Annotated in this window: 27 protein-coding genes; 4 read left to right on the top strand and 23 right to left on the bottom strand. The window is 71.2% G+C overall.

Features of this window, described 5'->3' with window-relative positions; translation table 11 throughout:
• Positions 1–15: 15 nt before the first annotated feature.
• On the bottom strand, positions 16–945 hold the full coding sequence (locus tag LO931_RS16155; protein ID WP_229054893.1) for a DUF3027 domain-containing protein: 930 nt from the start codon (positions 943–945) through the stop codon (positions 16–18).
• A 59-nt stretch (positions 946–1,004) separates the two neighbouring features.
• On the opposite strand from LO931_RS16155, the gene LO931_RS16150 reads away from it, so the two are divergent.
• Complete coding sequence (locus LO931_RS16150; RefSeq protein WP_229054892.1) at positions 1,005–2,468, top strand: MFS transporter; 1,464 nt, start codon at positions 1,005–1,007, stop codon at positions 2,466–2,468.
• A gap of 12 nt (positions 2,469–2,480) precedes the next feature.
• Here LO931_RS16150 and LO931_RS16145 read toward each other — a convergent pair whose 3' ends face one another.
• From LO931_RS16145 to LO931_RS16110, 8 genes are all read right to left on the bottom strand, one after another.
• Positions 2,481–2,903, bottom strand: coding sequence for a GNAT family N-acetyltransferase (locus LO931_RS16145; protein ID WP_229054891.1), 423 nt, complete (start codon positions 2,901–2,903; stop codon positions 2,481–2,483).
• 33 nt (positions 2,904–2,936) lie between these two features.
• A complete protein-coding gene (locus tag LO931_RS17600; RefSeq protein WP_304523519.1) occupies positions 2,937–3,329 on the bottom strand; it encodes a cold-shock protein in 393 nt (130 codons plus the stop codon).
• A 72-nt stretch (positions 3,330–3,401) separates the two neighbouring features.
• A complete protein-coding gene (locus LO931_RS16135) occupies positions 3,402–4,472 on the bottom strand; it encodes a YihY/virulence factor BrkB family protein (protein WP_229054890.1) in 1,071 nt (356 codons plus the stop codon).
• On the bottom strand, positions 4,469–4,849 hold the full coding sequence (locus tag LO931_RS16130) for a type II toxin-antitoxin system PemK/MazF family toxin (protein ID WP_229054889.1): 381 nt from the start codon (positions 4,847–4,849) through the stop codon (positions 4,469–4,471). The genes LO931_RS16135 and LO931_RS16130 overlap by 4 nt, the downstream gene beginning before the upstream one ends.
• A gap of 52 nt (positions 4,850–4,901) precedes the next feature.
• Positions 4,902–6,521 carry an AMP-binding protein gene (locus LO931_RS16125; protein WP_229054888.1) on the bottom strand — a complete coding sequence of 540 codons (1,620 nt, stop codon included), beginning with the start codon at positions 6,519–6,521 and terminating at the stop codon, positions 4,902–4,904.
• 50 nt (positions 6,522–6,571) lie between these two features.
• Entirely contained in the window at positions 6,572–6,979 is a 408-nt protein-coding gene (locus LO931_RS16120; protein WP_229054887.1) for a DUF779 domain-containing protein, read from the bottom strand.
• A gap of 87 nt (positions 6,980–7,066) precedes the next feature.
• Positions 7,067–8,590 (bottom strand): aldehyde dehydrogenase family protein, encoded by a 1,524-nt coding sequence (locus LO931_RS16115; protein ID WP_229054886.1) that lies wholly within the window; start codon positions 8,588–8,590, stop codon positions 7,067–7,069.
• 123 nt (positions 8,591–8,713) lie between these two features.
• The gene (locus tag LO931_RS16110; RefSeq protein WP_229054885.1) at positions 8,714–9,175 is read right to left on the bottom strand and encodes a PaaI family thioesterase; all 462 of its coding nucleotides are present in this window, start codon (positions 9,173–9,175) and stop codon (positions 8,714–8,716) included.
• 54 nt (positions 9,176–9,229) lie between these two features.
• Between LO931_RS16110 and LO931_RS16105 the strand changes: the two genes are divergently transcribed.
• On the top strand, positions 9,230–9,715 hold the full coding sequence (locus LO931_RS16105) for a helix-turn-helix domain-containing protein (RefSeq protein WP_229054884.1): 486 nt from the start codon (positions 9,230–9,232) through the stop codon (positions 9,713–9,715).
• An 11-nt stretch (positions 9,716–9,726) separates the two neighbouring features.
• Here the strand turns inward: LO931_RS16105 and LO931_RS16100 are convergent, their stop codons facing one another.
• From LO931_RS16100 to LO931_RS16050, 11 genes are all read right to left on the bottom strand, one after another.
• On the bottom strand, positions 9,727–11,016 hold the full coding sequence (locus LO931_RS16100) for a GAF domain-containing protein (RefSeq protein WP_229054883.1): 1,290 nt from the start codon (positions 11,014–11,016) through the stop codon (positions 9,727–9,729).
• 31 nt (positions 11,017–11,047) lie between these two features.
• Positions 11,048–11,605 carry a dihydrofolate reductase family protein gene (locus LO931_RS16095; RefSeq protein ID WP_229054882.1) on the bottom strand — a complete coding sequence of 186 codons (558 nt, stop codon included), beginning with the start codon at positions 11,603–11,605 and terminating at the stop codon, positions 11,048–11,050.
• 110 nt (positions 11,606–11,715) lie between these two features.
• Positions 11,716–12,408, bottom strand: a complete 693-nt coding sequence (locus tag LO931_RS16090) for a methionine ABC transporter permease (protein WP_229054881.1) — start codon at positions 12,406–12,408, stop codon at positions 11,716–11,718.
• Positions 12,405–13,457, bottom strand: coding sequence for a methionine ABC transporter ATP-binding protein (locus LO931_RS16085; RefSeq protein ID WP_229054880.1), 1,053 nt, complete (start codon positions 13,455–13,457; stop codon positions 12,405–12,407). The genes LO931_RS16090 and LO931_RS16085 overlap by 4 nt, the downstream gene beginning before the upstream one ends.
• 84 nt (positions 13,458–13,541) lie before the next feature.
• Positions 13,542–14,447, bottom strand: a complete 906-nt coding sequence (locus LO931_RS16080; RefSeq protein WP_229054879.1) for a MetQ/NlpA family ABC transporter substrate-binding protein — start codon at positions 14,445–14,447, stop codon at positions 13,542–13,544.
• 153 nt (positions 14,448–14,600) lie between these two features.
• Positions 14,601–15,302 carry a hypothetical protein gene (locus LO931_RS16075; protein WP_229054878.1) on the bottom strand — a complete coding sequence of 234 codons (702 nt, stop codon included), beginning with the start codon at positions 15,300–15,302 and terminating at the stop codon, positions 14,601–14,603.
• Positions 15,303–15,343: 41 nt separating this feature from the next.
• Positions 15,344–16,549, bottom strand: a complete 1,206-nt coding sequence (locus LO931_RS16070; protein ID WP_229054877.1) for an ROK family protein — start codon at positions 16,547–16,549, stop codon at positions 15,344–15,346.
• 10 nt (positions 16,550–16,559) lie between these two features.
• The gene (locus LO931_RS16065; protein WP_229054876.1) at positions 16,560–17,834 is read right to left on the bottom strand and encodes a sugar ABC transporter permease; all 1,275 of its coding nucleotides are present in this window, start codon (positions 17,832–17,834) and stop codon (positions 16,560–16,562) included.
• A gap of 44 nt (positions 17,835–17,878) precedes the next feature.
• A complete protein-coding gene (locus LO931_RS16060) occupies positions 17,879–18,649 on the bottom strand; it encodes an ATP-binding cassette domain-containing protein (RefSeq protein ID WP_229054875.1) in 771 nt (256 codons plus the stop codon).
• A gap of 99 nt (positions 18,650–18,748) precedes the next feature.
• Complete coding sequence (locus tag LO931_RS16055) at positions 18,749–19,819, bottom strand: sugar ABC transporter substrate-binding protein (protein WP_229054874.1); 1,071 nt, start codon at positions 19,817–19,819, stop codon at positions 18,749–18,751.
• 135 nt (positions 19,820–19,954) lie between these two features.
• Complete coding sequence (locus LO931_RS16050) at positions 19,955–21,154, bottom strand: ROK family protein (protein WP_229054873.1); 1,200 nt, start codon at positions 21,152–21,154, stop codon at positions 19,955–19,957.
• Positions 21,155–21,217: 63 nt separating this feature from the next.
• On the opposite strand from LO931_RS16050, the gene xylA reads away from it, so the two are divergent.
• Together xylA and LO931_RS16040 are read left to right on the top strand one after the other, a co-directional pair.
• A complete protein-coding gene (gene xylA / locus LO931_RS16045) occupies positions 21,218–22,399 on the top strand; it encodes a xylose isomerase (protein ID WP_229054872.1) in 1,182 nt (393 codons plus the stop codon).
• On the top strand, positions 22,399–23,805 hold the full coding sequence (locus LO931_RS16040) for a xylulokinase (protein ID WP_229054871.1): 1,407 nt from the start codon (positions 22,399–22,401) through the stop codon (positions 23,803–23,805). The genes xylA and LO931_RS16040 overlap by 1 nt, the downstream gene beginning before the upstream one ends.
• On the opposite strand, the gene LO931_RS16035 is transcribed toward LO931_RS16040, so the two are convergent.
• From LO931_RS16035 to groL, 3 genes are all read right to left on the bottom strand, one after another.
• A complete protein-coding gene (locus tag LO931_RS16035; RefSeq protein ID WP_229054869.1) occupies positions 23,772–24,650 on the bottom strand; it encodes an aldose epimerase family protein in 879 nt (292 codons plus the stop codon). The two genes, LO931_RS16040 and LO931_RS16035, sit on opposite strands and share 34 nt — an antisense overlap.
• 10 nt (positions 24,651–24,660) lie before the next feature.
• The gene (locus LO931_RS16030) at positions 24,661–25,032 is read right to left on the bottom strand and encodes an MmcQ/YjbR family DNA-binding protein (RefSeq protein ID WP_229054867.1); all 372 of its coding nucleotides are present in this window, start codon (positions 25,030–25,032) and stop codon (positions 24,661–24,663) included.
• 117 nt (positions 25,033–25,149) lie between these two features.
• A complete protein-coding gene (gene groL / locus LO931_RS16025; RefSeq protein ID WP_229054866.1) occupies positions 25,150–26,781 on the bottom strand; it encodes a chaperonin GroEL in 1,632 nt (543 codons plus the stop codon).
• Positions 26,782–26,848 lie beyond the last annotated feature (67 nt).

The raw sequence follows: 26,848 nt of genomic DNA, 5'->3' as shown, positions 1-26,848 counted from the left end.
GCAGGGTCGTTCGCGTCACACCGAGGAGTCGGGCTGGTCCGCGTCGGGCTGCTCCGCGGCGACGGGCTCGGCCTCCGCCACCGGTTCGGGCTCGGCGGCGGACTCGACCGCGACCTCCACCGGGACCTCGAGCTCGACGCCCGGCTCCTCGACGATCGGCTCTGCCTCGGCCACCACCTCGGGCTCCGGCTCCGGCTTCGGCTCCGGCTTGGCGACGACGTCGTTGGTGATCGTGTCGAAGTAGGGGTCGGGCAGCTCGCGCACCGCGGTCGCGCGGCTCAGCTTCACGCCGGAGTGGGCGCCGCACCCGTGCTCGAGGTCGACGACGCGGCCGTCGTCGTTCGCCATGCCGTTCGCGCACACGCCGAACCGGTCGGCCAAGGCTCCGACCAGGCCCAGGCGGAAGCCGCACGTGCGGCACGTGCCGGAGGCCTGCTGGGCGATCGCGGTGTGAGGGCCGCCGTCGCCGTCGTGCCAGCGCTGAGCCGCCATGTCACGCCCCTCGCGGGACAGCACCCAGGTGCGGCCGCCGGTCAGCTCGCGCGCCTCGTGCCGGTCGGTCTCGACGTCGACGTCGCCGGCGGACCACGCCGGCACGAGCCGGAGGTCGTCGGCGTCCGGGGGCAGGACGTCCCCGGGTCCGAGGTCGCCCGGGCGGATGCGGTCGCGGTACGGGGTCCAGGCCGGGGCCACGATCGCCTCGGAGCCCGGCAGCAGGACGAGGTCGTTGACCGTGGGCTCGGCATCGGCCGCGACTGCCGTCAGGCTCACGACCCAGGACCAGCCGCGGTAGCCGGGCTGGAGGGCCTCGAACGCGTGGGAGACCCAGCCGTCGGCGTCGACGTCGGTGCGCAGGTGGGCGCCGACGACGTCCTCACCGGCGGCCTCGACCACGACGGCGCGGGCGAAGGGCTCGGCGGCCTGCAACATCTGCTCGACGGACATGCCCCGATTGTCCCTCATGCCACCACACGCACGGGACACGGGTGAGGCAGGATGGACGCATGGGAGTGCCGCACGACGACGCCGACGGCCGGTGGGACGAACCCGCACCGCCCGTCGACCAGCCGGAGCACGACCCGTGGGCAGATCCTGACGCTCCCGCGCGCGAGCCCCAGGGCCCGCACGCCGCGGTCAAGGCCGTCAAGGGCACCGGCCGGGCCGTCGCCGGCGGCAGCCGGTGGGCCTTCATCCGGGCACGCCGCTTCACCCACTCGGGCGGGGCCGGCGAGAGCGGGCTGTCGCGCCTGCTCGAGCTGCACGCGTTCAACACCGCGGGCGACGCCGCCGTCGCGATCTCCTTGGCCGGCACGGTGTTCTTCACGGCACCCACGGACGAGGCCACCGGGCAGGTCGCGCTCTTCCTCGTCCTCACGATGCTGCCGTTCGCCGTCGTCGCGCCCCTGATCGGCCCGTTTCTCGACAAGTTCCAGCGCGGCCGGCGCTGGGCCATCGGCGCGACGCTCGCCGTGCGCGCCTTCAGCTGCTGGGTCCTGGCGGGCGCGGTCGCCGAGCAGTCGGCCACGTTCTTCATCGCCGCGCTCCTGTGCCTCGTGTCGTCCAAGGCCTACGGCATCACCCGGGCCTCTGCCGTGCCACGCCTGCTCCCCGAGCAGCTGACCCTCGTCAAGGCCAACTCCCGCATCTCGCTCACCGGTACGGCAGCCGGCGCGATCTCCGCGCCGCTGGCCGTCGGCGCGGCGTACTTCGGTGCCGAGTGGTCGCTCCGCTACGCGTTCGTGCTCTTCGTGGTGGGCACGGTGCTGGCCGTCCTCCTGCCGGCGAGGGTCGACTCCAGCGACGGCGAGGACAAGATCGACCTCACGGCCGCGAACGGGGTGAAGGGCGTGCTGGCACCGCGGGGCGTGGTCAATGCCCTGCGCTGCAACGCGGGCCTGCGCCTCATCACCGGCTTCCTCACGATCTTCATGGCGTTCGTGCTGCGTGAGCCGCCGGAGTCCTTGGGGTGGAACGGCAACGCCACGATCCTGCTGGGCCTGGTGATCGGCGCCGCCGGCGCGGGCAGCACGGTCGGCGTGCTCCTGGGCAACGTGCTGAAGTCGCGCGCCCCCGAGGCGATCGTCGTGTTCGTGCTGATCGTCGACACCGCCGTCCTCGTCGTCGTCTCGCTGACGTTGAGCTGGGTGACCGCGGTCGTGCTCGGCCTGACGGCGGGTCTCTGCCAGTCGCTCGGGAAGCTGAGTCTCGACGCCCTGATCCAGCGCGACGTCCCCGAACGCGTCCGCACGTCGATGTTCGCGCGCTCCGAGACGCTCATCCAGCTCAGCTGGGTCACCGGCGGCCTGATCGGCATCGGCCTGTTCACGATCGAGGCGAGCGTCAACGTCGGGCTGCTCGTCGTCGCCGGCATCGGGCTCGCGTGGCTCGCCTTCGTCGTGGTGAAGCTGCGCAACGGGCCTCGCCAGGCGGTCGAGGTCGACCGCGGCGAGACCGACCCCTCGATCTGAAGCGCCAACTCCTCAGCGGAGCGGCGCTGACCAGGCCTGCTCCAGCGCGATCTGACCCGTCGCGCGGAACAGCCGGACCTGCTCCGCGCGCGGCAGGGCGGCGGCCAGGTCGTCGACCGAGGCGGGCGAGAAGCCGAGCGACTGCCAGAACGGGCCGGACCGGCGACTGAAGAGCCAGGCCGTCCGCGCACCCTCCTCGGCCGCTGCGTCCAGGGCGAACCGTGCCAGCTGCGTCCCCCGACCCCGGCCGCGCGCGCTCGGGTCCACCGCGACGCTGCGGACGAGAGCGTGTCGGCCGTCCGCGCTCATCTCGTACCCGGTGCTCCCGACCGGTCGGCAGGATGCGTCGCGCTCGAGCCACAGGCGCACGCCGGGAGCGGTCAGCCCGCTCACCGTGAGGTCGACCCGGGCGAGGAGCTCGACCAGGTCGTCCACGTCGCCCGAGGCGAGGCGGTACAGCTGCAGGAGTCAGTCCAGCTCGGAAGCGAGCGCGCGCAGCACCTGGGCGACGGGCTTGGTCTTCTTCGCGTCGGGGTGGCGTCCGTGGCGGTAGCCCTCACCGAGGTCGTCGAGCATCCGGATGAGGTCCTCGACGATCACGACCATCTCCTCGGGCGTCTTGCGCTTGGCGGGGGCCGCCTTGCGCCCGGCCGGAGCCGCCGCCTCGATGATGCGGAGCTGCAGCGCCTGGTCGCCGCGACGACCCTGCACGATGCCGAACTCGACCCGCTGACCCTGCTTGAGCGTTTCGACGCCCTCGGGCAGCGCGTCGGCGTGCACGAACACGTCCGCACCCTCGTCGGAGGACAGGAAGCCGAAACCCTTGGCGGCGTCGAACCACCTCACCTTGCCCGTGGGCATGCCGTGCCTTTCGTCGAGAGCTGTCACGCGCGAGTGCGCGTCGGACCAGCCTAGTGGGTCGCCCCGACCACGTCAGTCGCGCGCGGCCTCGGGGCTCTCCGAGACGGGCTCAGCGACCGGCCCAGTGACCGGATCCGCGGAGTCGTCCTCCGCCGGCGACGGCTCCTCGAAGCGGGCCTCGATCGTCTGGAACCCCTTGTGCCGCTGCATCTTGGCGTAGCTGATGTAGGCGCGCTGGTCGGCGTCGGTCAGCACCACGTTGTCGGTGAACGGCGTCAGCAGCGCCCGCGGGTACAGGTGTCGGGCCACCACGACCATGCTCTCCAGACCGATCACGACCATCAGGGCGGCCAGGAAGATGAAGCCCATCAGACCGAGCACCAGGGCGAACGTGCCGTTCATCTGGCTGGCCCGGTTGATCACGCCCGAGACGTAGGCCTGTCCGAGGATCTGCAGGAGCTGCCACAGCAGTGCCGTCACGACCGCGCCGGGCAGGACGCGTCGCCACGTGGCCCTGCTCCCGCTGATCAGGTGGAAGATCATCATGAACACCACGACGGTCAGCGCGAAGCCCACCCAGCCGAAGATGCGGTTCAGGTCGTCGCCCCACGACGTGCCGATGTTGTCGAGGTTGGCCAGCACCGAGCTCGCGATCGCGATGCTGAGGATCCCCAGGCCCCCGATCGCGAGGAAGATCAGGCTGCGGAACCGCTGCAGGAACGGGTTGGCACGACTGTTGCGCGGGACCGCCCAGACCTGGTTGGCCGCGTTCTGCACGGCCTGGCCGAGGTTGATCGCCCCGTAGAGCGCCGTCACGACACCGATCACGATCGCCGTGGTGCTGCCGCTCAGTCCCTCGGGGCGACCGAGCTGGTCGCCGACGATCGGGAACTGGCTCAGGGCGGTGTCGAGGAGACGGTCGCGCAGCTCCGGATCACCCTGCAGGAAGAAGCCGAGCACCGAGGTGCCGATCAGCAGGATCGGGAAGATCGCGAAGAAGGCGTAGTACGCGATGATCGCCGCGAGGTACGGGCCCTGGTCGTCGAAGTACTTGTAGATCACGGCGAGCGGCAGGCCGAGGACGCGGTGTCGTCGCTGGAACCCGTCGAAGCGGCCGATGCTCGGCCCCTGGTCCTCGCTCATGAGGTGAGGTGCTGGCGGGCGGCCCGGACCACGGTCGCGAACCGCGGCTCGTCGAGCACCGCACCCTCCCGGCGGACCTCGGTCGGGTCGATGCGGAGCAGGCGGTTCAGGCGCACCTCGCTCGGGCGGCCACGGGAGTCCCAGGGCCCGGTGCCGACGTCGAGCCAGTACCGGCCGGCCTGCGCCTCCTGCTCGAGGTCGCGGTCGTGGTCCTTGCTCGTGAGCATGAGCCCGAGGAGGTCCTCGCCGTCGCGGCCGACCAACAGAACCGGTCGGTCCTTGCCCTGCGTCGGGTCGTCCTCGTACGGGACCCAGGTCCAGACGATCTCCCCGGGATCCGGGTCGCCGTCGACGTCGGGCGCGTACTCGAACTTCACGGCATCAGCGTGCCACACGGGACGTCACCCGCATGACCGATCGGGCGGTCCGTCAGTCGAAGTCGGGGAGCTCGCGCTTCATGACCTTGCCCGTGGGGTTGCGGGGCAGCTCGTCGAGGAACTTCACCTTGCGCGGCACGGCGAAGCGGGCCACCCGCTCCTTGGCGTAGGCCACCACCTCGTCGAGGTCGAGCGACTCACCGTCCTTGACCACGACGTAGGCCGCGAGGCAGTGGCCCCAGTCCTGGTCGGGGATGCCCGTCACGACGACGTCCGTGATGGCGGGGTGCTCGATGAGGGCGTCCTCGAGCTCGCGCGGGAAGACGTTCTCGCCGCCGGAGATGATCATGTCGTCGTCGCGGCCGGCCACGAAGAGTCGCCCGTCCTCGTCGAAGTAGCCGAGGTCGCCGGAGTGCATCAGGCCGTCGGCGAACGACTTGGAGTTGCCGTCGGTGTAGCCACCGAACTGCATCTCGTTGCCGACGTGGATCACGCCGGTCTCGCCCTGCGGGACCTCCTTGCCGTCGGCGTCGAGGATCTTGACGATCGTGCGCCACGGCACGCGGCCCGCGGTGCCAGGCGCGGCACGCAGGTCCTCGGGCGAGGCGATCGAGACCCAGCCGGTCTCGGTGGCGCCGTAGAAGTTGTAGACCGAGTCGGTGAACAGGTCCATGAAGTGGTTGGCGAGGTCGCCGGCGAGGGCCGAGCCGCTGCTCGCCGTGATCTTGAGCGAGGACACGTCGCTCTTCTCGACGGCGGTCGTCGAGGCGTCGACCAGACGCTGCATCATCAGCGGCACCACGACCAGCACGTCGGCCTTGTACGTGTCGATGTCGGCCAGCACCTGCTCGGGCTTGAACTTGCGGCGCAGCACGTAGGTGGGGACGGTCGAGAGCCCGAACCCGAAGTTCAGCAGGCCCCAGGAGTGGAACAGCGGGGCCGCCAGCACGACGGTGGAGTTGCCCGAGTACGGGATCGCCCCGAAGAACGTCATGAGCGGGTCGAGGTTCTCCGGCTCCTTGCGATTCGCACCCTTGGGCAGGCCCGTGGTGCCGGAGGTGAAGATCACGATGCCGCCGGGACGCTCGGGCTTCTTGTGCGGCTTGGACGACTCGTCCGAGGCCAGCTTCGCGAGGGTCGGCAGACCGTGCGAGTCGTCGTCCTCCCAGGCCACCAGGATCTGCTCGCGGTCGAGCTCGGAGGCGACCTCCAGGAACTCCTGGTCGACGATCGCCAGACCCGCGCCCTCGCGGCGGGTCAGCTCACCGAGCTGCGACGAGCTGGCCATCGTGTTGAGCAGCAGGACCTTCGCCCCGCGCTGCATCAGCGCGATCATCGCGACGACCATGTGTCGGTGGTTGCGGCACAGCAGCGCGACCGAGTCGCCCGCGCCGATGCCCTTCGTGGCGAGGGCCGCGGTGGCGCGGTTGACCTCGTCGTAGAGCTCCTGCCAGGTGATCTCACCGGCGTCGTCGATGATCGCGAGCTGGTTCGGGAACCGGGCCGCGGCGGCACCGGCGGCGGACGGGAAACCCGGACCCCAGGTCGCAAGCTTGATGCCGGCCTTGAGCAGGCGGTGCGGCGGCTGGACCTTGAGAAGTCCGATCTGACGCAAGACCTTCAGCTTGTAACCGACATCGCCCACGAGGGTGCCACCTGTTCCGTCCGACATGCACCGACCGTACGACGGCCGGGCCTGGTCCGCAGCAGCGTAACAGCGGTTTACCGAGCGGGCTCCGCGGCCATCAGCTCGGCTTCCTCGTCGGTGAAGATGCGCGACCGGATGATGAAGCGGTTGCCGGTCGGGCCCTCGATCGAGAAGCCGGCCCCGCGACCGGGGACCACGTCGATCGTGATGTGGGTGTGCGACCAGTAGTTGAACTGCTCGCGCGAGATGTGCACCGGGACGATGCCGGCGGGGTCGATCTCCGGGTCGGGACCGATGTCGAGGTCGCCGAGGTGCACGTCGGTCGGACCGACGATGTAGAAGCCCTGCGTGAAGCACATCGGGGCGGAACCGTCGCAGCAGCCGCCCGACTGGTGGAACATCAGCGGCTTGCCGTGCGAGGCCCGCAGCTCGCGCAGCAGGTCGGCGGCCTTGTCGGTCATGGCGATGCGGTCCACGGTCATCACGGCTCCTACGTCAGTGGGCGGTCGGGAGGGAAAGGGGTGCACCCCGGCCGGGGGCCGGGGTGCACCAGTTCGGGGTGGGTCGGCTCAGAAGAAGCCCTGGGCGTTGTTCGAGTAGCTCACCAGCAGGTTCTTGGTCTGCTGGTAGTGGTCGAGCATCATCAGGTGGTTCTCGCGCCCGATGCCCGACGACTTGTAGCCGCCGAAGGCCGCGTGCGCCGGGTAGGCGTGGTAGTTGTTCGTCCACACCCGGCCCGCCTGGATGTCGCGACCCGCGCGGTACGCGGTGTTGGTGTCGCGCGACCACACCGCGGCACCGAGGCCGTAGAGCGTGTCGTTGGCGATGCTCATCGCGTCGTCGTAGTCGTCGAAGCCCGTGACCGAGACGACCGGGCCGAAGATCTCCTCCTGGAACACGCGCATCTTGTTGTGGCCCTGGAAGATCGTCGGCGCCACGTAGTAGCCGCCCGACAGGTCGCCGCCGAGGTCGACGCGCTCACCACCGGTGATGATGCGCGCGCCCTCCTGCACGCCGATCTCGAAGTAGCTGAGGATCTTCTCGAGCTGGTCGTTGCTGGCCTGCGCGCCGATCATCGTGTCGGTGTCGAGCGGGTTGCCCTGCTTGATGAGCTTGGTGCGCTCCGTCGCTGCGGGCAGGAACTGCTCCAGGATCGAGTTCTGGATCAGCGCGCGGCTCGGGCAGGTGCAGACCTCGCCCTGGTTGAGCGCGAACATCGTGAAGCCCTCGAGCGCCTTGTCGTAGAACGCGTCATCCTTCGTGGCGACGTCCTCGAAGAAGACGTTGGGCGACTTGCCGCCCAGCTCGAGCGTGACCGGGATGAGGTTCTGGCTGGCCATCTGCATGATGAGGCGGCCGGTCGTGGTCTCACCCGTGAAGGCGATCTTGCGGATGCGGTTGCTCGACGCGAGCGGGGCGCCCGCCTCGGTGCCGAAGCCGTTGACGACGTTCAGCACGCCCGGCGGCAGCAGGTCGGCGGTGAGCTCGACCAGCAGCATGATCGACGCCGGGGTCTGCTCGGCGGGCTTGAGCACGACGGCGTTGCCGGCGGCCAGCGCGGGGGCCAGCTTCCAGACGGCCATCAGGATCGGGAAGTTCCACGGGATGATCTGACCGACGACGCCCAGCGGCTCCTGGAAGTGGTAGGCGACGGTGTCGTCATCGATCTGCGACAGGTGGCCCTCCTGGGCGCGGATCGCGCCGGCGAAGTAGCGGAAGTGGTCGACGGCCAGGGGCAGGTCGGCCGCCATGGTCTCGCGGACGGGCTTGCCGTTGTCCCACGTCTCGCCGACGGCCAGCATCTCGAGGTTCTCCTCGATGCGGTCGGCGATCTTGTTGAGGATCACGGCGCGCTCGGCGACCGACGTCTTGCCCCACGCGGGTGCGGCGGCGTGCGCGGCGTCGAGGGCGGCCTCGATGTCCTCAGCCGTGCCGCGGGCGACCTCGGTGAAGACCTTGCCGTTGACCGGCGAGACGTTCTCGAAGTACTGACCCTTGACCGGGGCGACGTACTCGCCGCCGATCCAGTGGTCGTACCGGGACTTGTAGCTGACGACGCTGCCGTCGGTGCCGGGCTGTGCGTAGATGGCCATGCGGACCACTCCTTCGGGGTCGGGAGCGCCACCGAACGGTGGCGGACGTGACGCTAGTCACATCGTCGTTGCTCCCGGGTTGCCCGAACGTTGCGCCGCAGGTCAGCCCAGCGGACGCCCGCCTCAGCTGAAGATCAGGCAGGACGACGTCGCGTGCGCCACGAGGCGCCCCTCGCCGTCGAGGATCTGGGCCTCGGCCAGGGCCGTGCGTCGGCCGCGCTGGAGGACCCTGCCGTGGGCCTCGATGCGTCCGGTCGCCTCGGTCACGGCGCGCAGGAACTTCACCGTCAGGTCGAGCGAGGTGTAGCCCTCCCCCACCGCCAGGGTCGAGTGCACGGAGCACCCCGCGGCCGTGTCGAGCAGGGTCGAGATGACCCCGCCGTGCACCGTGCCGAGCGGGTTGTAGTGCCGGTGTTCCGGCACCAGGGCGACACGGATCGCGCCGACCTCGCCGTCGAAGTCGATCATGCCGACGAGCGACGAGATCGGGGCCGGCGGAGCCAGTCCGTCGCGCATCGCCATGAGCTGCTCGTAGCCGGTCATCTCGGCCAGGTTCGGGGCGGCGGCGTTCTGGGTCTCGGTCACGATCTCAGCGTGCAGGACCTGGCTGAGTCTGTCAAACAGACGTAGAGTGGCGACATGAGCACGTCAGCACCCGCCGCCCTCGCCTGGTCGACCGACAACTGCCCCGTCGGACGGGCGATGGACATCCTTGGCGAGTCCGGCACCGTGATCGTCCTGCGCGAGATCTTCAACGGCGTGCGCCGGTTCGAGCTCATGCAGCGCCACAGCGGGCTCTCCCGGGCCGTGCTCAGCCACCGCCTCGCCCTGCTCGTCGAGCACGGCATCGTGCAGCGCGTGGCCTACCGCGAGCCCGGCGACCGCGAGCGCCACGAGTACCGCCTCACCCAGCGCGGCTTCGACCTGCAGCCCGTCATGGTCGCGCTGGCCGACTGGGGCGGCCGGCACCTCTCGGGGGCCGACGGACCCGCGGTCGAGGTCGAGCACGCCGGCTGTGGCGCTCGGGCCCACGTCGCGCTCGTCTGCGAGGACGGCCACCAGATCGACCGGCTCCGCGACGTGCGCACCCGGCCCGGGCCCGGCGCCCTCCCCTTCACCCCCTGACCCGGACGGCGTCAGCCGAGGGAGTCGTCCAGGCGGGCGACGTGCGTCTCGACCTGCGCGTAGCGCGGCGACGAGACGGGCAGGATGTCGAGCGCGTGCTCCCAGATCTCGAAGTCGTCGCGCCCGTGCGCCGTGTCGGCGAAGGTCAGGATGGCGTCGGCGTCGTCGCTGGCCAGCAGCGAGGAGCGCACCCGCAGGTGCAGGGCGTCGCGGATCTCGACGACGGCCGGCGCGGTCGACTCCGGCAGCACGGGCCCCCGGTAGTCGGCGACCGCCCGACGCAGCTGCCCGGCGGCGAGGTCGCGGCGCACCGCGGCGACGTCGGTGGCCACCGCGTTGTCGAGGCGGTACGGACGGGAGACCAGGTCGACCGGCCCCAGGACGCTGCGCAGGCGCGAGATCTCGGCGCGGATGGTCACGTCGGCCTGCTCGTCGTCGCTGAGCGCGACCGCCAGCTCACCGGCCCGCCAGCCCTCGGGACGCTCCGTCAGCAGCAGGAGCAGCTCGCTGTGCCGCAGGCCGAGCCGCGACATCGTGGTGCCGTGGCGAAAGGTCGCGCCGCGCGTGCCGAGCACCTCGAGCGACGGCATCGTCCAGCCTGACCCGCTGACCGACGAGGTGGGTCCGGGCGGGCTGAGTCGTTGGATCCGCAGCTCGGCCTCGACGGCGGCGACGGTGGCGCGCACGAGTGACAGGCTCTGCACGGTGGCGACCTCGGCGGTGCCGGTCAGGTCGAGCACGCCGAGCACCGCCCCGGTGTCGGGGTCGTGGATCGGAGCCGCCGAGCACGACCACGGCGTGACGTTGCGCGACAGGTGCTCGGGTCCGAAGATCTGCACCGGCCGGTCGAGCGCGAGTGCCGTGCCCGGGGCGTTGGTACCGGCGCTGCCCTCGCTCCAGTCGGCACCGGGCAGGAAGTGCATGCCCTCGGCCCGGGCCCTCAGGTCGTGCGACCCCTCGACCCACAGCAGCTGGCCGACCGCGTCGCTGACGGCCACGAGGTGGCCGGCCTCCGCGGCGGACTCCACGAGGAGCTGACGGATGACGGGCATCGCGATCGCGAGCGGGTGGGCCGACCGGATCTCCTCGAGTCGGTCGTCGTCGAGCACGATCGAGGCGAGCGAGTACTCCGGATCGACACCTCCGGCGAGGCTGCGCTGCCACGAGTCGTGCACGAGGGTGCGCAGCGCCGGGTCGGCGAGGCCGGTGGAGACGAACGTGTCGTGGGCGCGCGACAGGTAGCGCGCGAGCTGCTCGGCGTCAGCCCCCGGCGGCACCGCCAGGTCGTTGCTGCGTCCCATGCGCGAAGCGTACTCCGGCATGTGACACGGGTCACGTGGAGGCGGGGAGCACCTGGTAGCGCGCGCAGAGGAACTCGCCGTTGACGCCCGAGTCGAGCAGCTCGAGCTCGACCTTCCCGTCCAGCAGTGGCATGCCCGATCCGATCGTCACCGGCGCGATCGACAGGACCACCTCGTCCAGCAGCCCGGCGGCGGCGAACGCGGCCGCGAGCCCGCCACCTCCGACGACCCACACGTCGCGGCCACCGGCGGCCTCGACCATCTCGGCGTGCACCGCGGCCACGTCACCCGACGCGACCCGCACGTCACCACCCTCCGGCACCTCGAGCTCGCGGTGCGTCATGACCCAGGACGGCTGGGTGTAGAACCACGCGTCGCCCGACTCCGCGCGGTGCCGCTCGACCCAGTCGAAGGTCGAGCGACCCATCACGATCGCTCCGACCCCGGCCATGAACCGGTCGTGGGACCACGGGCTGTCCTCGTCGAGCCGGCGGCTCAGCAGCCATCCCAGGTCGTGGTCGTCGGTCGCGATGAACCCGTCGAGGGTCGTCGCGGTCGTGTAGACGGTCTTCGCCGCGCTGCTCGTCATGGGCGGTGAGTCTTCCACCTGACGCGGTGACTGTTCCACCGTCTGGAGGCTCGTACGGTGGATGACTCACCGCCCGCCCCGGCAAGGGTGGAACACTCACCGCCCACGGGTCAGCGGCGCAGGACCTTGCGGGCCAGTGCGTTGCCGGCGAACTGCCCGGCCTGGACGATGAGGATCACGATGACCACGGCGGTCCAGGTCACGACGGACTCGTACTGGCGGTAGCCCTCGGTGAGGGCGAGCTGGCCGAGACCGCCCGCACCGATCGTGCCGACGACCGCGGTCATGTCGACGATCGCGACCATCGCGAACGTGAAGCCCAGGATCAGCGGACCCAACGCCTCCGGCAGCAGCACGGTGCGGATGACCTGCCACCGCGAGGCACCCATGGCCCGGGCGGCCTCGAGCACGCCGGGATCGACGCTGACCAGGTTCTGCTCCACGATGCGGCCGATGCCGAACGCGGAGCCGAAGATGATCGCCACGACGGCGTGGCCCGTGCCGATGCCGTCGACCCCGATCGCTCGCGAGAACGGCTGCAGCGCGACCGCGAGCAGGATGAACGGGATGGGCCGGAAGAAGTTGACCAGCACGTTGAGCACGAAGCTCGCGAAGGCGTTCGGCGCGATGCCGCCCGCCCGGGTCACGTACAGGGCCGTGCCGATCACGAGGCCGAGGAACCCGCCGACGACCAGGCCGGACCCCGCGAGGAACAGCGTCTCGCCGAAGGCCGAGACGAACTCCGACTGGAGGTCGATGACCGGCTGGAAGAAGTCGCGGAGCCCGTCGAGGATGGCGCTCATCGGGCCACCCCTCCCTCACCCGTGCCGAGGTCGGTGAGCGGGACGAGCTCACCGACCCGCGCGACGACGGCGTCCACCGCAGCCGTGTCGCCGCGCAGCTCGAGCGTGAGGTGGCCGAAGCTGCGACCCCGCACGTCCTCGAGCCCTCCGTAGACCAGCTCGAGCTCGATGCCGGCGCGGACGATCTCCGCGAAGACCTGCGACTGCGTCGCCGCGTCCTCCTTGAAGGAGAGCGTGACCAGCCGACCGGGGTGGCGCCGGCGCAGCTGCTCGAGCTCGTGCTCCTGCGGCACGTCGTCGACGATCGTGCGCACGAAGCGCCGGGTGGCGGCGTGCCGCGGCGCCGAGAAGATCTCGAAGGCGCTGCCGCTCTCGACGATGCCCCCCTCCTCCATCACGACGATGCGGTCGGCGATCGTCTTGACGACCTCCATCTCGTGCGTGATCACCAGGACCGTGACACCGAGCTCGGTGTTGACCCGCTTGAGCAGGTCGAGCACCTCGACCGTCGTCTCCGGGTCGAGCGCACTCGTGGCCTCGTCGGCCAGCAGGATCGACGGCCCTGCCGCGAGCGCCCGGGCGATGCCGACGCGCTGCTTCTGCCCGCCCGAGAGCTGCTCGGGGTAGGCCAGCGCCTTGTCGAACAGCCCGACGAAGCGCAGCAGCTCCGAGACCCGCTCGCGCTGCTCGGTCTTGGACCTTCCGGCGACCTCGAGGGGGTAGGCGACGTTCCCGTAGACCGTGCGCGAGGTGAACAGGTTGAACTGCTGGAAGATCATGCCGATGGTGCGCCGCACCTCGTTGAGGTCGCGCTCGCGCAGCCGCGTGATGTCGACGCCGTCGACGACGACGCGGCCCTCGGTGGCCCGCTCGAGCGCGTTCACGACGCGCAGCAGCGTGGACTTGCCCGCGCCGGAGTAGCCGACGATGCCGACGATCTCGCCGGCCTTCACCGACAGCGACACGTCCTGGACTGCGTTCACGGGCTCGCCACGCCGATTGCGGGGCGGGAACGTCACGGAGACGTTCTCCAGCTCGATGATGGCCATCTCGATCCTCCGGTCAGCCACGCGCCACGGTCCGGTGCCGCCTGCCTGAGCAGGATGGCACCGGACCGCGCGACGGGGACAGCGTTACTTGTTCTCCTCGACGACCTTCTCGGTGTCGCTCAGGAGCTTGGCCAGCTCGTCGACCGGGGTCGTGAGGAGCACCGCCGTGCCGCCCGAGACCTCGAGGACGCCGTCGGTCACGGCCTTGGTGTCCTGGTAGATCTCGACGAGCTTGAGGTAGTCCTCGTTGTCCTTGTCCTCGTCGCGGGCGACGAACACGTTGACGTACGGCGCGGCGACCGGGTCGGACGGGTCGTCCGTCGCCAGGGCGGCGTCGAAGTCGAGGCCGGCGTCCTCCACGAAGTCGTTGTTGACGATCGCCGCGGCGACGTCGTCGAGGCTCGAGGCGGTGAAGTCGGCGCCGGCCGTGATGACCTCGACGCGCGAGTTCGCCGTGTCGACGTCGGAGATGCCCGAGAAGATCGTGCCGCCGTCGGTCAGCTCGATGAGGCCCGCGTCCTGCAGGATCTTCAGGCCACGGGCCTGGTTGCTGGTGTCGTCGGGCACGATGACGCGCGAGCCGTCGGGGATGTCCTCGGCCGAGGTGTACTGCTTGGAGTACAGCGCCAGCGGGTAGATCGCGGTGGCGCCGATCGGCGTCAGGTTGTCGTCGTTGGAGACGTTGTAGTCCGCCAGGAAGACCAGGTGCTGGAACTGGTTCAGGTCCAGCTCGCCGTTGCTCAGCGCGGCGTTGAGCTGCGTGTAGTCGGAGAAGTCGACGATCTCGACCTCGATGCCGTCGTCGGCGGCGGCCTCCTCGAACGTCTTCCAGTACGGGTCGCTCGCGCCGACCACGCCGATCTTGATGGCGTCACCGCTGCCACGCAGGAAGAGGAAGTACCCGCCGGCGAGCAGGGCGAGGACGATGACGATGACGACGGCGAGCAGACCCTTGCGGCTCTTGGGGGCGTCGACGAGCTGGTCGGACATGAGGTGTTCCTTCGGACGTTCTGGAGGCCGGGTCGCGGCCCCGCGGGGGACACCGGGGATCTCCCGGTCCGACCACCGTAGGAACCCTCCGACCACCACCCGGAACGGTGTTCACGATGCGAGACATCGCGGCGTGGGCCGCCTCACGTGTGCCTAGGGGGTGTCGTCGAAGCTCCAGGTCGTGTCCTCGCGGACCACTCGGGCGGGCACGCCGGCCACGACGGTGCGTGAGGGCACCTTCTGACCGCGGACCATGCTGCGCAGCCCGACGCAGACGTCGTCGCCGATCTCGACGTGGCCCGTCACGACGGCCTCGCGACACAGCCACACGTGGCGACCCAGCCGGATGTGGGCGCCGAAGGGGTTGAGCCGCTCCCCCGTCGTGCGGTCGGTGAGCCGGTGCATGTCGTCGGTCGCGAGGTAGACCCCCGCGGCCCAGAGCTGGTCACCGTCCACCAGGATCGAGCCGCCGTTGCGGGCGTCGATCAGCGGCTGGCGCGTCGCGACGACCGGACCGTGCAGCACGACCTGCGAGTCGGCGCCGCAGTAGATCTCGCCTGCGGTCAGCACCACGTCGCGGTCGAGGAAGACCGTCGCCCGGTCACCGCCGACGAGCAGCGACGTCAGGTGCTCCATCGGCGAGCCGATCGCGATCACGACGTCGCGCATCGGGAACAGGGTCAGGTGCGCGAGCACGCTCTCGGGCAGGTAGGCGCCCTCGGCCACGTACAGCGCGTTGTCGCAGTCGTGCCACCAGTCCGGCACCCCGTGCTCGACCCGCGTCCAGGTGAGCGCGTCGAGCGCCTCGGCCCTCACTCCTGCCGACCGCAGCCGCTCCCGATGTGCCTCGTGCATCCCGGCATCATCGCGCACGAGGCCCGGGGCCGTGACGGCGCTCAGCGCGCGACGGCCCCGGCCGGCACGCCGAGCATGCCCACCGGGTCGGCCAGCAGCGACTCGAACGCCGCCTCCGCGGCCCCGACCAGCACCGCGTCGCCGCCCAGCGCCGGCCGCGTCACCCGCAGCTGGGAGCCGGGTCCGGACATGACCCCGGCCCGAACCGCGGCCAGGATCTCCGGCTCCACGAGGCGGTGCAGCGACGCGAGGTAGCCCCCGAGCACGACGACCTGGGGGTTGAGCAGGTTGACCACGTTGGCCAGCCCGTGCCCCACGTGCCGCGCGATCTCGTGCAGCGACTCCAGCGGTCCGTCGAAGTCGTCGAGCACGGTGTCGAGGGTCGCCACGACGTCGGTGGGCGCGCCGATCGCGCGGGCGATCGCGACCGCCCCGACCTGGGTCTCCCAGCAGCCACGGCTGCCGCAGTGGCACCGCAGGCCCTGGGGGTCGTAGGACATGTGTCCGAGCTCGCCCGCGAACCCGCCGGCTCCTCCGAGAGGTCGGCCGGCGGTGATCACGCCGGCACCCACGCCCACGTCACCGGAGACGTAGATGAGGTGGTCGACGTCGACGCCCGCGCCGCGCACGTGCTCGGCCCGCGCGCCGAGGTCGGCGTCGTTGGCGATCACGTGGTCGACGTCGAGGTCGAGCTTCTCGCGGACGATGGCCGCGAACGGCACCTCGTGCCAGCCGAGGTTCGGGGCGAAGACGACCATGCCGTCGGCCTCGCGCACCACGCCCGGGACGCTGATGCCGACACCCACGAGGGTCGACTCCGGGGACGCGTCCGCGCGCACCGCGGCGACGAGTCCGACGATCGTGTCGGCGACGTGCTCAGGGGCGGGCTCCGGCGGCAGGTTGACCCGCGCCTTGACCTCCACGTCGCAGCCGAGGCCCACGCGACCGACCACCACGCGGTCGACGCCGACGTCGATCGCGAGGACGTACGCCCGACGCGAGACGACCTCGAGCCCGGCGGACGGCCGGCCCGCCCCGGCGCGGGAGGAGACCGGCGTCGAGCGTCGCACGACCCCCAGCTCCTCGAGCGTCGCGGCCAGCCCGCCGATCGTGCTCCGGTTGAGCGCCATCTGGGTCGTCAGCGAGGCCCGTGACGTGCTGCGGGTGCGGTGCACGTGCCGCAGCACCGTGCCGAGGTTGTGACGTCGCACGGCCTCCTGGTTGGTCCCGGTCCCCGTGCGCGTCACTCCGGCCACGTTAACCGACGCCGGCGGCCGACCGCCGACGTCGCGAGACCGCGTCGACGGCCGCAGCGAGCAGCAGGACCGACCCGGTGACCACGAAGTTGATGTAGCTGGGCTGGTCGAGCAGGCCGAGTCCGTTGGCGATCGTGGCGATCACGAGACCACCGATGACCGCGTCGCGGGCCTTGCCCTTGCCGCCGAAGAGGCTCGTGCCGCCGATCACGGCCGCGCCCACGGCGTACAGCAGCGTGTTGCTGCCGCCGGACGAGGCCGAGACCTTGCCCGCGTTGGACGCCGCGATGATGCCGCTGATGGCCGCCATCGACGAGCAGATCATGAAGGCCGAGACGCGGATGCGGTCGACGTTGATGCCGGCGCGGCGCGCTGCCTCGCGGTTGCCGCCGACGGCGTAGAGGTGCCGACCGAAGGCGGTGCGGGTGAGCACGTACGTCCAGAAGATCAGCAGGAAGCCGACGAGCGGCAGCACCCACGGGATGCCCTCGATCGGGAAGTTCGGGTTGCGGCTGCGGTTGGTGTTGAGCACCGCGGCCAGGCCCAGCACCGGAACGGCGAGGCCGATGATCTTGAACCACACGACGCTCAGCGGCAGGTGCTGGAGGTTCTGACGCACCTGACGGCGATGGCGCAGCAACGAGAGGATCGCGAAGGCGGCGACGACGCCGCCCGCGAAGGCCCAGCCCGCTCCGACCGGCATGTTGTCGATCGAGATGCCACGGATGAACTCGTTGTCGACCCGGACCGATCCGCCCTGGCCGATCATGCGCAGCAGGGCGCCCTGCAGGCCGAGGAAGAACGCCAGCGTCACGACGAAGGACGGGATGCCGAGCTTGGCGACGAGCATGCCGAGGGCGAACCCGATGACCGCGCCCGTCGCGATGCCCGCGAGGACGGCCACCGGCCAGGGCTGGCCCTGGTCGCGGATCAGCAGGGCCGCGACCGTGGCCGACGTGGCCCCGGCGAAGCCCGCGGACAGGTCGATGTCGCCCAGGAGGAGGACGAAGACGAGGCCCATCGCGAGCACGCAGATCGCGCCGGCCTGGGTGATGAGGTTCGCGATGTTGAGCTCGGTCAGGAAGGTGTCGCTCGCGATGGCGAAGCCGATCACCAGCGCCAGGAGGCCGAGGGTCGCCGGGAGGGCGCCCATGTCACCGCCCCGGAGTCGGTTCAGGTAGTCGCGGCCGGCCTCGCGCAGGCCGGCGGCGCTGTGGGAGTCCGAGGCGAAGTCGGATCCGGCGAGCCCGGGCGTCGGGGTCGTGTCGGTGGACATCTGGTGCCTGCTCTCGAAAGTCGTGGGGGTGTGGGGCGGGCGGGTCAGAGGGCCGCGGCCGGAGCGAGGCCGAGGTTTCCACTGCGGCCGGCCGTGATGAGCTCGACGACCTGCCCGTGGGTGACGTCCTTGGTGGCCACGTCGGCCGCGACGCGCCCGAGGTAGAGCGCGGTGATGCGGTCGGCGACCTCGAACACGTCGTTCATGTTGTGCGAGATCAGCACGACGCCGAGACCCTGGTCGGCGAGGCGGCGCACGAGGTCGAGGACCTGGCGCGTCTGGGCGACGCCGAGCGCGGCGGTCGGCTCGTCGAGCAGCACGACCTTGGAGTTCCACAGCACGGCCTTGGCGATCGCGACGGTCTGGCGCTGGCCGCCCGACAGGCTGGCGACGCCCTGGCGCACCGACTTGACGGTGCGCACCGACAGCGACGCCAGCGTCTCGCGGGCGCGCTCCTCCATCGTCGACTCGTCGAGCAGCGGGCCCTTCTTGAGCTCACGGCCGAGGAACATGTTCTCGACGATGTCGAGGTTGTCGCACAGCGCGAGGTCCTGGTAGACGACCTCGATGCCGAGCTCGGAGGCTTCCTTGGGGCTGGTGATGTTGACCTGCTGCCCGTCGAACCACTGCTCGCCGGAGTCGGCGGCGTAGATGCCGGCCACGGTCTTGACCAGCGTGGACTTGCCGGCGCCGTTGTCGCCGACGAGGGCCGTGACCTGGCCGGGGTGCACGGCGAAGTTCACGTCGTGCAGCACGTGGACGGCGCCGAAGATCTTGTTGACGTTCTTCAGCTCCAGGAGCGGGGTGCCGGTCATGCGGTCCTCCGAGACAGGGTCATTCTTTGGGGTGGTGGGGGCGGGACGGGCCCGCCCCCCGAGGTGCTCGCGCACCTCGGGGAGCGGGCCGGGCGAGCATCAGGAGATGCCGGCCTCCTCGCAGAACTGCGCGAAGTCACCGGCGCAGAGGTCCTCGGCCTTGACGGCGCCGTCGTCGACGACCTTCTTGACCGAGTCCTTGGTGATCGACTCCGGCGTCAGCAGGACCGACGGGACCTCGCGGTCGCCCTCGGCGTCCTCGGTCGTGCCGTTGGTGTCGGCCTCGTCGCCGTTGACCAGCGCGATCGCGGCGTCGGCGAGCGCACCGGCCTCGAGCTTGGCGGACTTGTAGACCGTCATGCACTGGGTGCCGGCGAGGATGTTCTGCAGGCCCTCGACCGTGGCGTCCTGGCCCGTGACGGGCACCTGACCGGCCTGGCCGTTCTTCTCCAGGATGGAGATGACCGAGCCTGCGAGCCCGTCGTTGGCCGCGTAGACGCCCTGGACGTCGCCGCCGGCCTGCGTGTACAGCTGCTCGAAGATCGTGACGGCCTGCTCGTTGTCCCAGTCCGGAACGGCCTGCTCGCCGACCTTCGTGTACGAGCTGATCGGGTCGAGCACGCTGTGCGCACCCGCCGAGAACAGCGTCGCGTTGTTGTCGGTCGGGCTGCCGTTCAGGTAGATGACGTTGGCCGCCTCGTCACCGAGGCAGTCCGCGAGACCCTGTCCCTGCAGCTCGCCCACGACGGTGTTGTCGAAGGAGACGTAGTAGTCGGCGGAGCCGCCGAGGGTCAGACGGTCGTAGTCGATCGTCTTGACGCCCTGCGAGGCCGCCTTCTCCTGGATCGCAGCGCCCGACTCGGAGTCGAGGTTCACGATCGCGAGGACCGTGACGCCGTCGGCGATCATGCCGTCGGCGATCGTCGCCATCTTCTCGGCGTCGCCCTCGGCGTTCTGGATCGTGTAGTCCACGCCGGCGTCCTCGAACGCGGCCTCGAGGGCCGGGCGGTCGGCGCTCTCCCAGCGGACGGAGGACTTGGTGTCGGGCAGGATCACGCCGATCTTGCCGTCGGACGACGAGCTGCCGCCGCCGTCGTCACTGCCGCAGGCGGCGAGCGAGAGAGTCGCTCCCAGAGCGAGTGCCATCACGATGTTGCGCGTTCGCTTCATGCGGAACGCCTCCTAGCTGTCTCGGGCGAGTGGGAGTGCCGGCCCCGGCCGTGGCTGGGGGGACGACGCCAATTGTTGTGTCGCACAACATATGCACGTGATGGGGGTCACGTCTAGTGTTTCGCCGAGATTTCCTCAGACCCAGGCAGCGGGGCGGGCCAGCACGTCGCCGAGGGCGCTGTGGGCGGCACCAGTCGCCGCCGCTGCGTCGTCGCCGCGCGCAGCCCGCACCCGCACCGGGGTCCACCGCGACCCGAGCACCCGCGCGTCGAGCCGCTGCTGGATCGCGTCGAGCGTTGCAGGCGGGAGCGTGGCGAGATGACCACCGAGCACGACCGACGAGATGCCCACGACGTTGACGACGCTCGCGAGCGCCACGCTCAGCGCGTGCGTGACCTGCTCGAGCGCCACCTGGCACCGGACGTCGCCTTCCGCGGCGCGCGGCCCCATGCCTGCCGCGACGTCGTCACGGTCCAGACCCGACACGGCCGCGAGCGCCTCAAGACCGACGTATCGCTCGAGGCAGCCGGTCGACCCGCAGGCGCAGGCCGGGCCGGACGGGTCGACGCACACGTGCCCCAGCTCGCCCGCGGCACCGTGCTCACCGGCCACCACCCGGCCACCCGTCACGATGGAGCCGCCCACCCCGACCGCGGCCGAGACGTGCACGAAGTCGCTCCAGTCGCCCGGGCGTCCGGGCGCGGGCTCGGCCTCGACGAACGCCGCCATGTCCGCCTCGTTCGCGACGAGCACCCGGTGCCGACCGGCGAACGGCTGCAGCGCTCCCGCGACGTCCACGTCGTTCCAGCCGAGGTTGGGAGCCCGCAGGAGACGGCCGTCGTCGGTCACGATCCCCGGCACCGCGACACCCACGCCCACGACGCGTCGGCCGCGCAGGCGGGCGCGCACCTCCCGCGCCTCCCGGGCCAGCGCGTCGAGGACGCTCTCCGGGTCGCGCGAGGCCGTCGGGGCGACCCGATCGACCACGACGTCGCCCCGGAGGTCGACGGCACGGGCGAGCACCCGGTCGGTCTCGATCGCGAGCCCGACGGCCACGATCCCCGACCCGGGCCGCAGCGCCAGGGCGGGTCGGCCGCGCCCCGTGCGCTCCCGCTCGACCTCGTCCACGACCTTCGCGGCCACCAGCTCGTCCACGAGTCGCGCAGCCGTCGCGCGGGTCATCGAGAGCTCGGTCGCCAGGTCGGCGCGCGACGGCGGGGACGTCGCTCGGCACACGCCGGCCACCAGGGCGGCGAGGTTCCGCTCGCGCAGGTTGGCCTGGCGGACGGCGACGCTCGCCGGACCGTGCCACGGAGTGCCTGGTGCATCGACCATGCGTTGACAGTAGCGGAATCACGTCTTAAGTTCGACCATCAAACATATTGCGAGGAGCTCTTCATGACCGTGCGCCCACCCACCCCCGACGACCGCTTCTCCTTCGGTCTGTGGACCGTCGGCTGGACGGGCAACGACCCCTTCGGCACCGCGTCGCGCCCCGCGCTCGACCCCACCGAGTACGTCTCGCGCCTGGCCGAGATCGGCGCCTGGGGCATCACGTTCCACGACAACGACGTGTTCGCCTTCGACGCCGACGAGGCCGAGCGCGAGAAGGCCGTGGGCCGGGTCAAGGACGCCGCGGACGCCGCGGGCCTCGTGATCGAGATGGTCACCACCAACACCTTCAGCCACCCCGTCTTCAAGGACGGCGGACTCACCTCCAACGACCGCGGGGTGCGCCGGTTCGGCCTGCGCAAGGTCCTGCGCGCGGTCGACATCGCCGCCTCCGTCGGCGCGTCGACGTTCGTCATGTGGGGCGGCCGCGAGGGCTCGGAGTACGACGGATCGAAGGACGTCCACGCGGCGCACGAGCGCTACAAGGAGGGCCTCGACACCGTCGCCGGCTACATCAAGTCGCAGGGCTACGACCTGCGCATCGGACTGGAGCCGAAGCCGAACGAGCCGCGCGGCGACATCTTCCTGCCGACCGCCGGGCACGCGCTGGCGCTCATCGCCGAGCTCGAGCACGGCGACATCGTGGGCCTCAACCCCGAGACCGGCCACGAGCAGATGGCCAACCTCAACTACACGCACACGATCGGCCAGGCGCTCTGGCACGACAAGCTCTTCCACATCGACCTCAACGGCCAGCGCGGCCTGAAGTACGACCAGGACCTGGTGTTCGGGCACGGCGACCTGATCTCGGCGTTCTTCACGGTCGACCTGATCGAGAACGGCTTCCCGGCCACCCCCGACGGCCCGCGCTACACCGGCCCGCGCCACTTCGACTACAAGCCGTCGCGCACCGAGCACATGACCGGCGTCTGGGCCTCGGCCGAGGCGTGCATGAGCACCTACATCGCCCTGGCCGAGAAGGCGAAGGCGTTCCGCGCCGACGGACGCGTGCAGGAGGCCATGACGTACGCGGGCCTGTTCGAGCTCGCCGAGCCCACGCTCGCCCCGGGTGAGAGCGTCGCCGACCTGCTGGCCGGTGACGACGACTTCGATCCCGAGAAGGCGGCCGAGCGCGACTTCGGCTTCGTCGCCCTCCAGCAGCTCGCGGTCGAGCACCTCATCGGCTGATGACGACGCTCGTCGCCGGCGTCGACTCCTCGACCCAGTCGTGCACCGTCGTCGTCGTCGATGCGGCTGACGGCCACGTGGTGCGGTCCGGCCGCGCGGCCCATCCGGACGGCACCGAGGTCGACCCGGAGCACTGGTGGGTCGCCCTGCAGGAGGCCCTCTCGGCCGCGGGCGGTCTCGACGACGTCGCAGCGGTGTCGGTCGGTGGACAGCAGCACGGCCTGGTGGCGCTCGACGCCGCCGGTGCCGTGCTGCGCCCCGCGCTGCTCTGGAACGACACCCGGTCGGGCCCGTCGGCTGCCGACCTGGTCCGTGAGCGCGGCGCGCGGGCGTGGGCTGACGACACCGGCACAGTCCCGGTCGCCTCGATCACCGTCACCAAGCTGCGGTGGATGGCCGACCACGAGCCCGGCCTCGCCTCCCGCATCGCCGCGGTGGCCCTGCCGCACGACTGGCTGACCTGGCGCCTGGGGGGCACCGGCCGCCTGGAGGACCTCGTGACCGACCGGTCCGACGCCTCCGGCACGGGCTACCTCGACACCCGCGGCGGGTACCGCCGCGACCTGCTGGGCCTGGCCCTGCGGCGCGATGCGAACGACGTCGTCCTGCCGCGCATCCTCGGCCCGTCCGAGGGCGTCGAAGGTCCCGGTTTCCTGCTCGGCCCGGGATGCGGCGACAACGCCGGTGCTGCGCTCGGTCTCGGTCTGCGCCCCGGCGACACGAGCATCTCGATCGGCACGTCGGGCGTGGTGGCCGCGGTGTCGGCCTCCTCCACGCACGACGCGACCGGACTGATCGCCGGGTTCGCCGACGCCACGGGTCACCACCTGCCGCTGGCCGCGACCCTCAACGGGGCACGGGTGCTCGACGCCACGGCGCGACTCCTGGGCGTCGACCACGCCGGACTGTCGGCCCTCGCCCTCGCGGCGGAGCCCGGCGCCGGCGGACTGGTCCACCTGCCCTTCCTCGAGGGCGAGCGCACCCCGAACCTGCCCACGGCGACCGGCTCGCTCGTCGGGATGACGCTGGGCTCGATGACCCGGGAGAACCTCGCCCGGGCCGCGGTGGAGGGCCTGTGGTGCCTGCTGCACGGCGCCCTCGACGCGTTGCGCGCCCAGGGCATCGCCGCTCGCTCGGTGACGCTCGTGGGCGGGGGCGCGCAGTCCGCGGCCGTGCGGGCCATCGCACCGTCCGTGCTGGGTCTGCCCGTCACGCTGCCCGAGGCCGCCGAGTACGTGGCGCTCGGCGCGGCCCGCCAGGCCGCCTGGGTGGTCGCCGGCGGCGACGAGCCGCCGGGCTGGGCCGCGGCGACCGTCGCCGAGCTCGAGGGCGAGCACCGCCCCGAGATCATCGACCGCTACCGGGCCCTGGCCTACGAGTACGCCCAGCGCGTGCGCGAGGAGTAGAGCTCTCCGGGGCGCAGCACGACCTCGGCGTCGGCGCGGTTCGGGCCGTCCGGCACCCGTTGGGCCTCGATCGCGACACCGCCGGCCGGACTCCCGGTGTAGACCTGCACCGACGGCTGGTCGCTCGTGACCCGGACCTGTCGCGTGCCGTCGGCGGACCGCAGCACCGCCAGGGTCCGCAGACCCTCCCCCGGCACGAGCCACGCGTGGTCGAGACCGCTCTCGGCCGTGACGGCCCGAGGCGACCGCCGGTCGAACGGGGTGTCGTCGACCGCCTCGGAGCCGGGGTGCGGGAGGCCCTCGGCGTCGACCGGCAGGTAGTGGTCGGCCGGCACCACGAGGACAGGCGCGGGGCCCAGGTCGAGGTACGGGTGGCTCGCGAGGCTCACCACCGTGGGCGCGTCGGTGACCGCCGTCAGGACCACGTCGACCGTCGTGTCGCCCAGCACGTACTCGACCGTCGCGGTCAGGGTGCCCGGGAACCCCTGGTCGCCGTCGGGGCTCACGAGGTTCAGCACGAGGCGGTCGGGGTCGTGCTGAACGACGCTCCAGCGGCGACGGTCGAAGCCGTCCGGGCCGCCGTGCAGCGTCGAGGACCCCTCGTTGACGTCGAGCCGGTGCTGCACGCCGTCGAGGACGAACCGGCCCGCGGCCACGCGGTTGGCGTACCGGCCCACGACGACACCGCAGTAGGGCGCCGCCGCGGCGAGCCGCTCGGCCGGCGTGCGCGCGACCAGCAGGTTCGGCCCCGTGCCGGGGGCGGGCAACCAGACGTCGACGGCCGCACCGTGGTCGAGGACCTCCAGCCGGGCACCGCCGGGGCTGCGCAGCTCGAACCGTTCCACCAGCCGGACGCTACTCCCCGGGGCGCTCGACCTGAGCGGCGAGCACCTCGGGTGCCTGTCGGCAGTACGAGTCGGTCAGCAGCTCGCCCAGCTCGGTGAGGTCGGTGGCCTCGTCGAGCACGAGCCCGACGGCGTCGGAGCCCCAGCTGCCCACCCGGAACCGCGGGCCGCCGAGGTGCACGAAGGCGGCGACCTCGTCGGGGTCGGCCCGGAAGGTGATGCGCAGCAGGCCGTCCTCGCCGCCGAACACGTGGGCCACGGTCGAGCTGCGCACCCGCCACCGGGTGCCGGTCCACGCCCGCTCGCGCCGGCACTCCGGGAACGCCGAGAGCACGCCGTCGATGCGCTCGACCCACTCGGGCGGGACCTCTGACCGTGCCACGAGGACCACCCTGCCAGGCAGGTCGGACACTCCCCTCGCCCGTCGAACCGGTGGGGACGCAGAAGTGCCCCGGACCGTGTGGTCCGGGGCCCCTCGGCGATCAGTGCTGGGCGTGGATCAGAAGCCCATGCCGCCCATGTCGCCCATGTCCGGGGCGCCACCGGCAGCGCCGGCGGGCTCGGGCTTGTCGGCGACGACGGCCTCGGTCGTCAGGAACAGCGCCGCGATCGAGGCGGCGTTCTGCAGCGCCGAGCGCGTGACCTTGGCCGGGTCGATGATGCCCGCGGCCAGGAGGTCGACGTACTCGCCCGTGGCAGCGTTCAGGCCGTGGCCCGGCTCCAGGTTGGCGACCTTCTCCGCCACGACGCCGCCCTCGAGGCCGGCGTTGATGGCGATCTGCTTCAGCGGGGCCGACGACGCCTTGCGGACGATGTTCGCGCCCGTGGCCTCGTCACCCTCGAGCTCGAGCTTCTCGAACGCGAGCTTGGTGGCCTGGACGAGCGCCACGCCACCACCGGCGACGATGCCCTCCTCGACGGCAGCCTTGGCGTTGCGCACGGCGTCCTCGATGCGGTGCTTGCGCTCCTTGAGCTCGACCTCGGTGGCCGCGCCGACCTTGATGACGGCCACGCCGCCGGCCAGCTTCGCGAGGCGCTCCTGGAGCTTCTCGCGGTCGTAGTCGGAGTCCGAGTTCTCGATCTCCGCACGGATCTGCTTGACCCGACCGGCGATCTGCGCCTCGTCGCCGCCACCCTCGACGATCGTCGTCTCGTCCTTGGTCGTGACGACCTTGCGAGCGGTGCCGAGCAGCGTGATGTCGGCGTTCTCGAGCTTCAGGCCGACCTCCTCGCTGATGACCTCGCCACCGGTGAGGATCGCGATGTCGGTCAGCATCGCCTTGCGGCGGTCGCCGAAGCCGGGGGCCTTGACGGCGACCGACTTGAAGGTGCCGCGCATCTTGTTGACGATCAGCGTCGCGAGCGCCTCGCCGTCGACGTCCTCGGCGAGGATGACGAGCGGCTTGCCCGACTGCATGACCTTCTCGAGGACCGGGACGAGGTCCTTGATCGAGCTGATCTTGCTGTTGACGATGAGGATGTAGGGGTCGTCGAGGACCGTCTCCATGCGCTCGGGGTCGGTGACGAAGTAGCCCGACAGGTGACCCTTGTCGAAGCGCATGCCCTCGGTGAGCTCCAGGTCCAGGCCGAAGGTGTTCGACTCCTCGACCGTGATGACGCCCTCCTTGCCGACCTTGTCCATCGCCTCGGCGATGATGTCGCCGACCGTGGTGTCGGCGGCCGAGATGGACGCGGTGGAGGCGATCTGCTCCTTGGTCTCGACGTCGACGGCCATCGCGAGCAGCTGCTCGCTGACGGCGGCCACGGCGGCCTCGATGCCCTTCTTCAGGCCCATCGGGTTCGCGCCGGCGGCGACGTTGCGCAGGCCCTCGCGCACGAGCGCCTGGGCCAGGACGGTGGCGGTGGTGGTGCCGTCGCCCGCGACGTCGTCGGTCTTCTTGGCGACCTCCTTGACGAGCTCGGCGCCGATCTTCTCGTAGGGATCCTCGAGCTCGATCTCCTTGGCGATGGACACACCGTCGTTGGTGATCGTGGGGGCGCCCCACTTCTTCTCCAGGACGACGTTGCGACCCTTCGGTCCGAGGGTGACCTTGACGGCGTCGGCGAGCTGGTTCATACCGCGCTCGAGGCCGCGACGGGCTTCCTCGTTGAATGCAATGGACTTGGCCATGGTGCTGTCTCTCCGCGTCAGTTGCGTGGAATGGGGATCGGTCGGGGGTGCCCGCGACGGACGGCCG

This window comes from Aeromicrobium sp. Leaf350, assembly GCF_916858655.1.
In the GTDB taxonomy this organism is placed as follows: Bacteria; Actinomycetota; Actinomycetes; order Propionibacteriales; family Nocardioidaceae; genus Aeromicrobium.
Note: the sequence above shows the minus strand (reverse complement) of the source record. Positions and strands in the feature narration are given on the sequence as shown.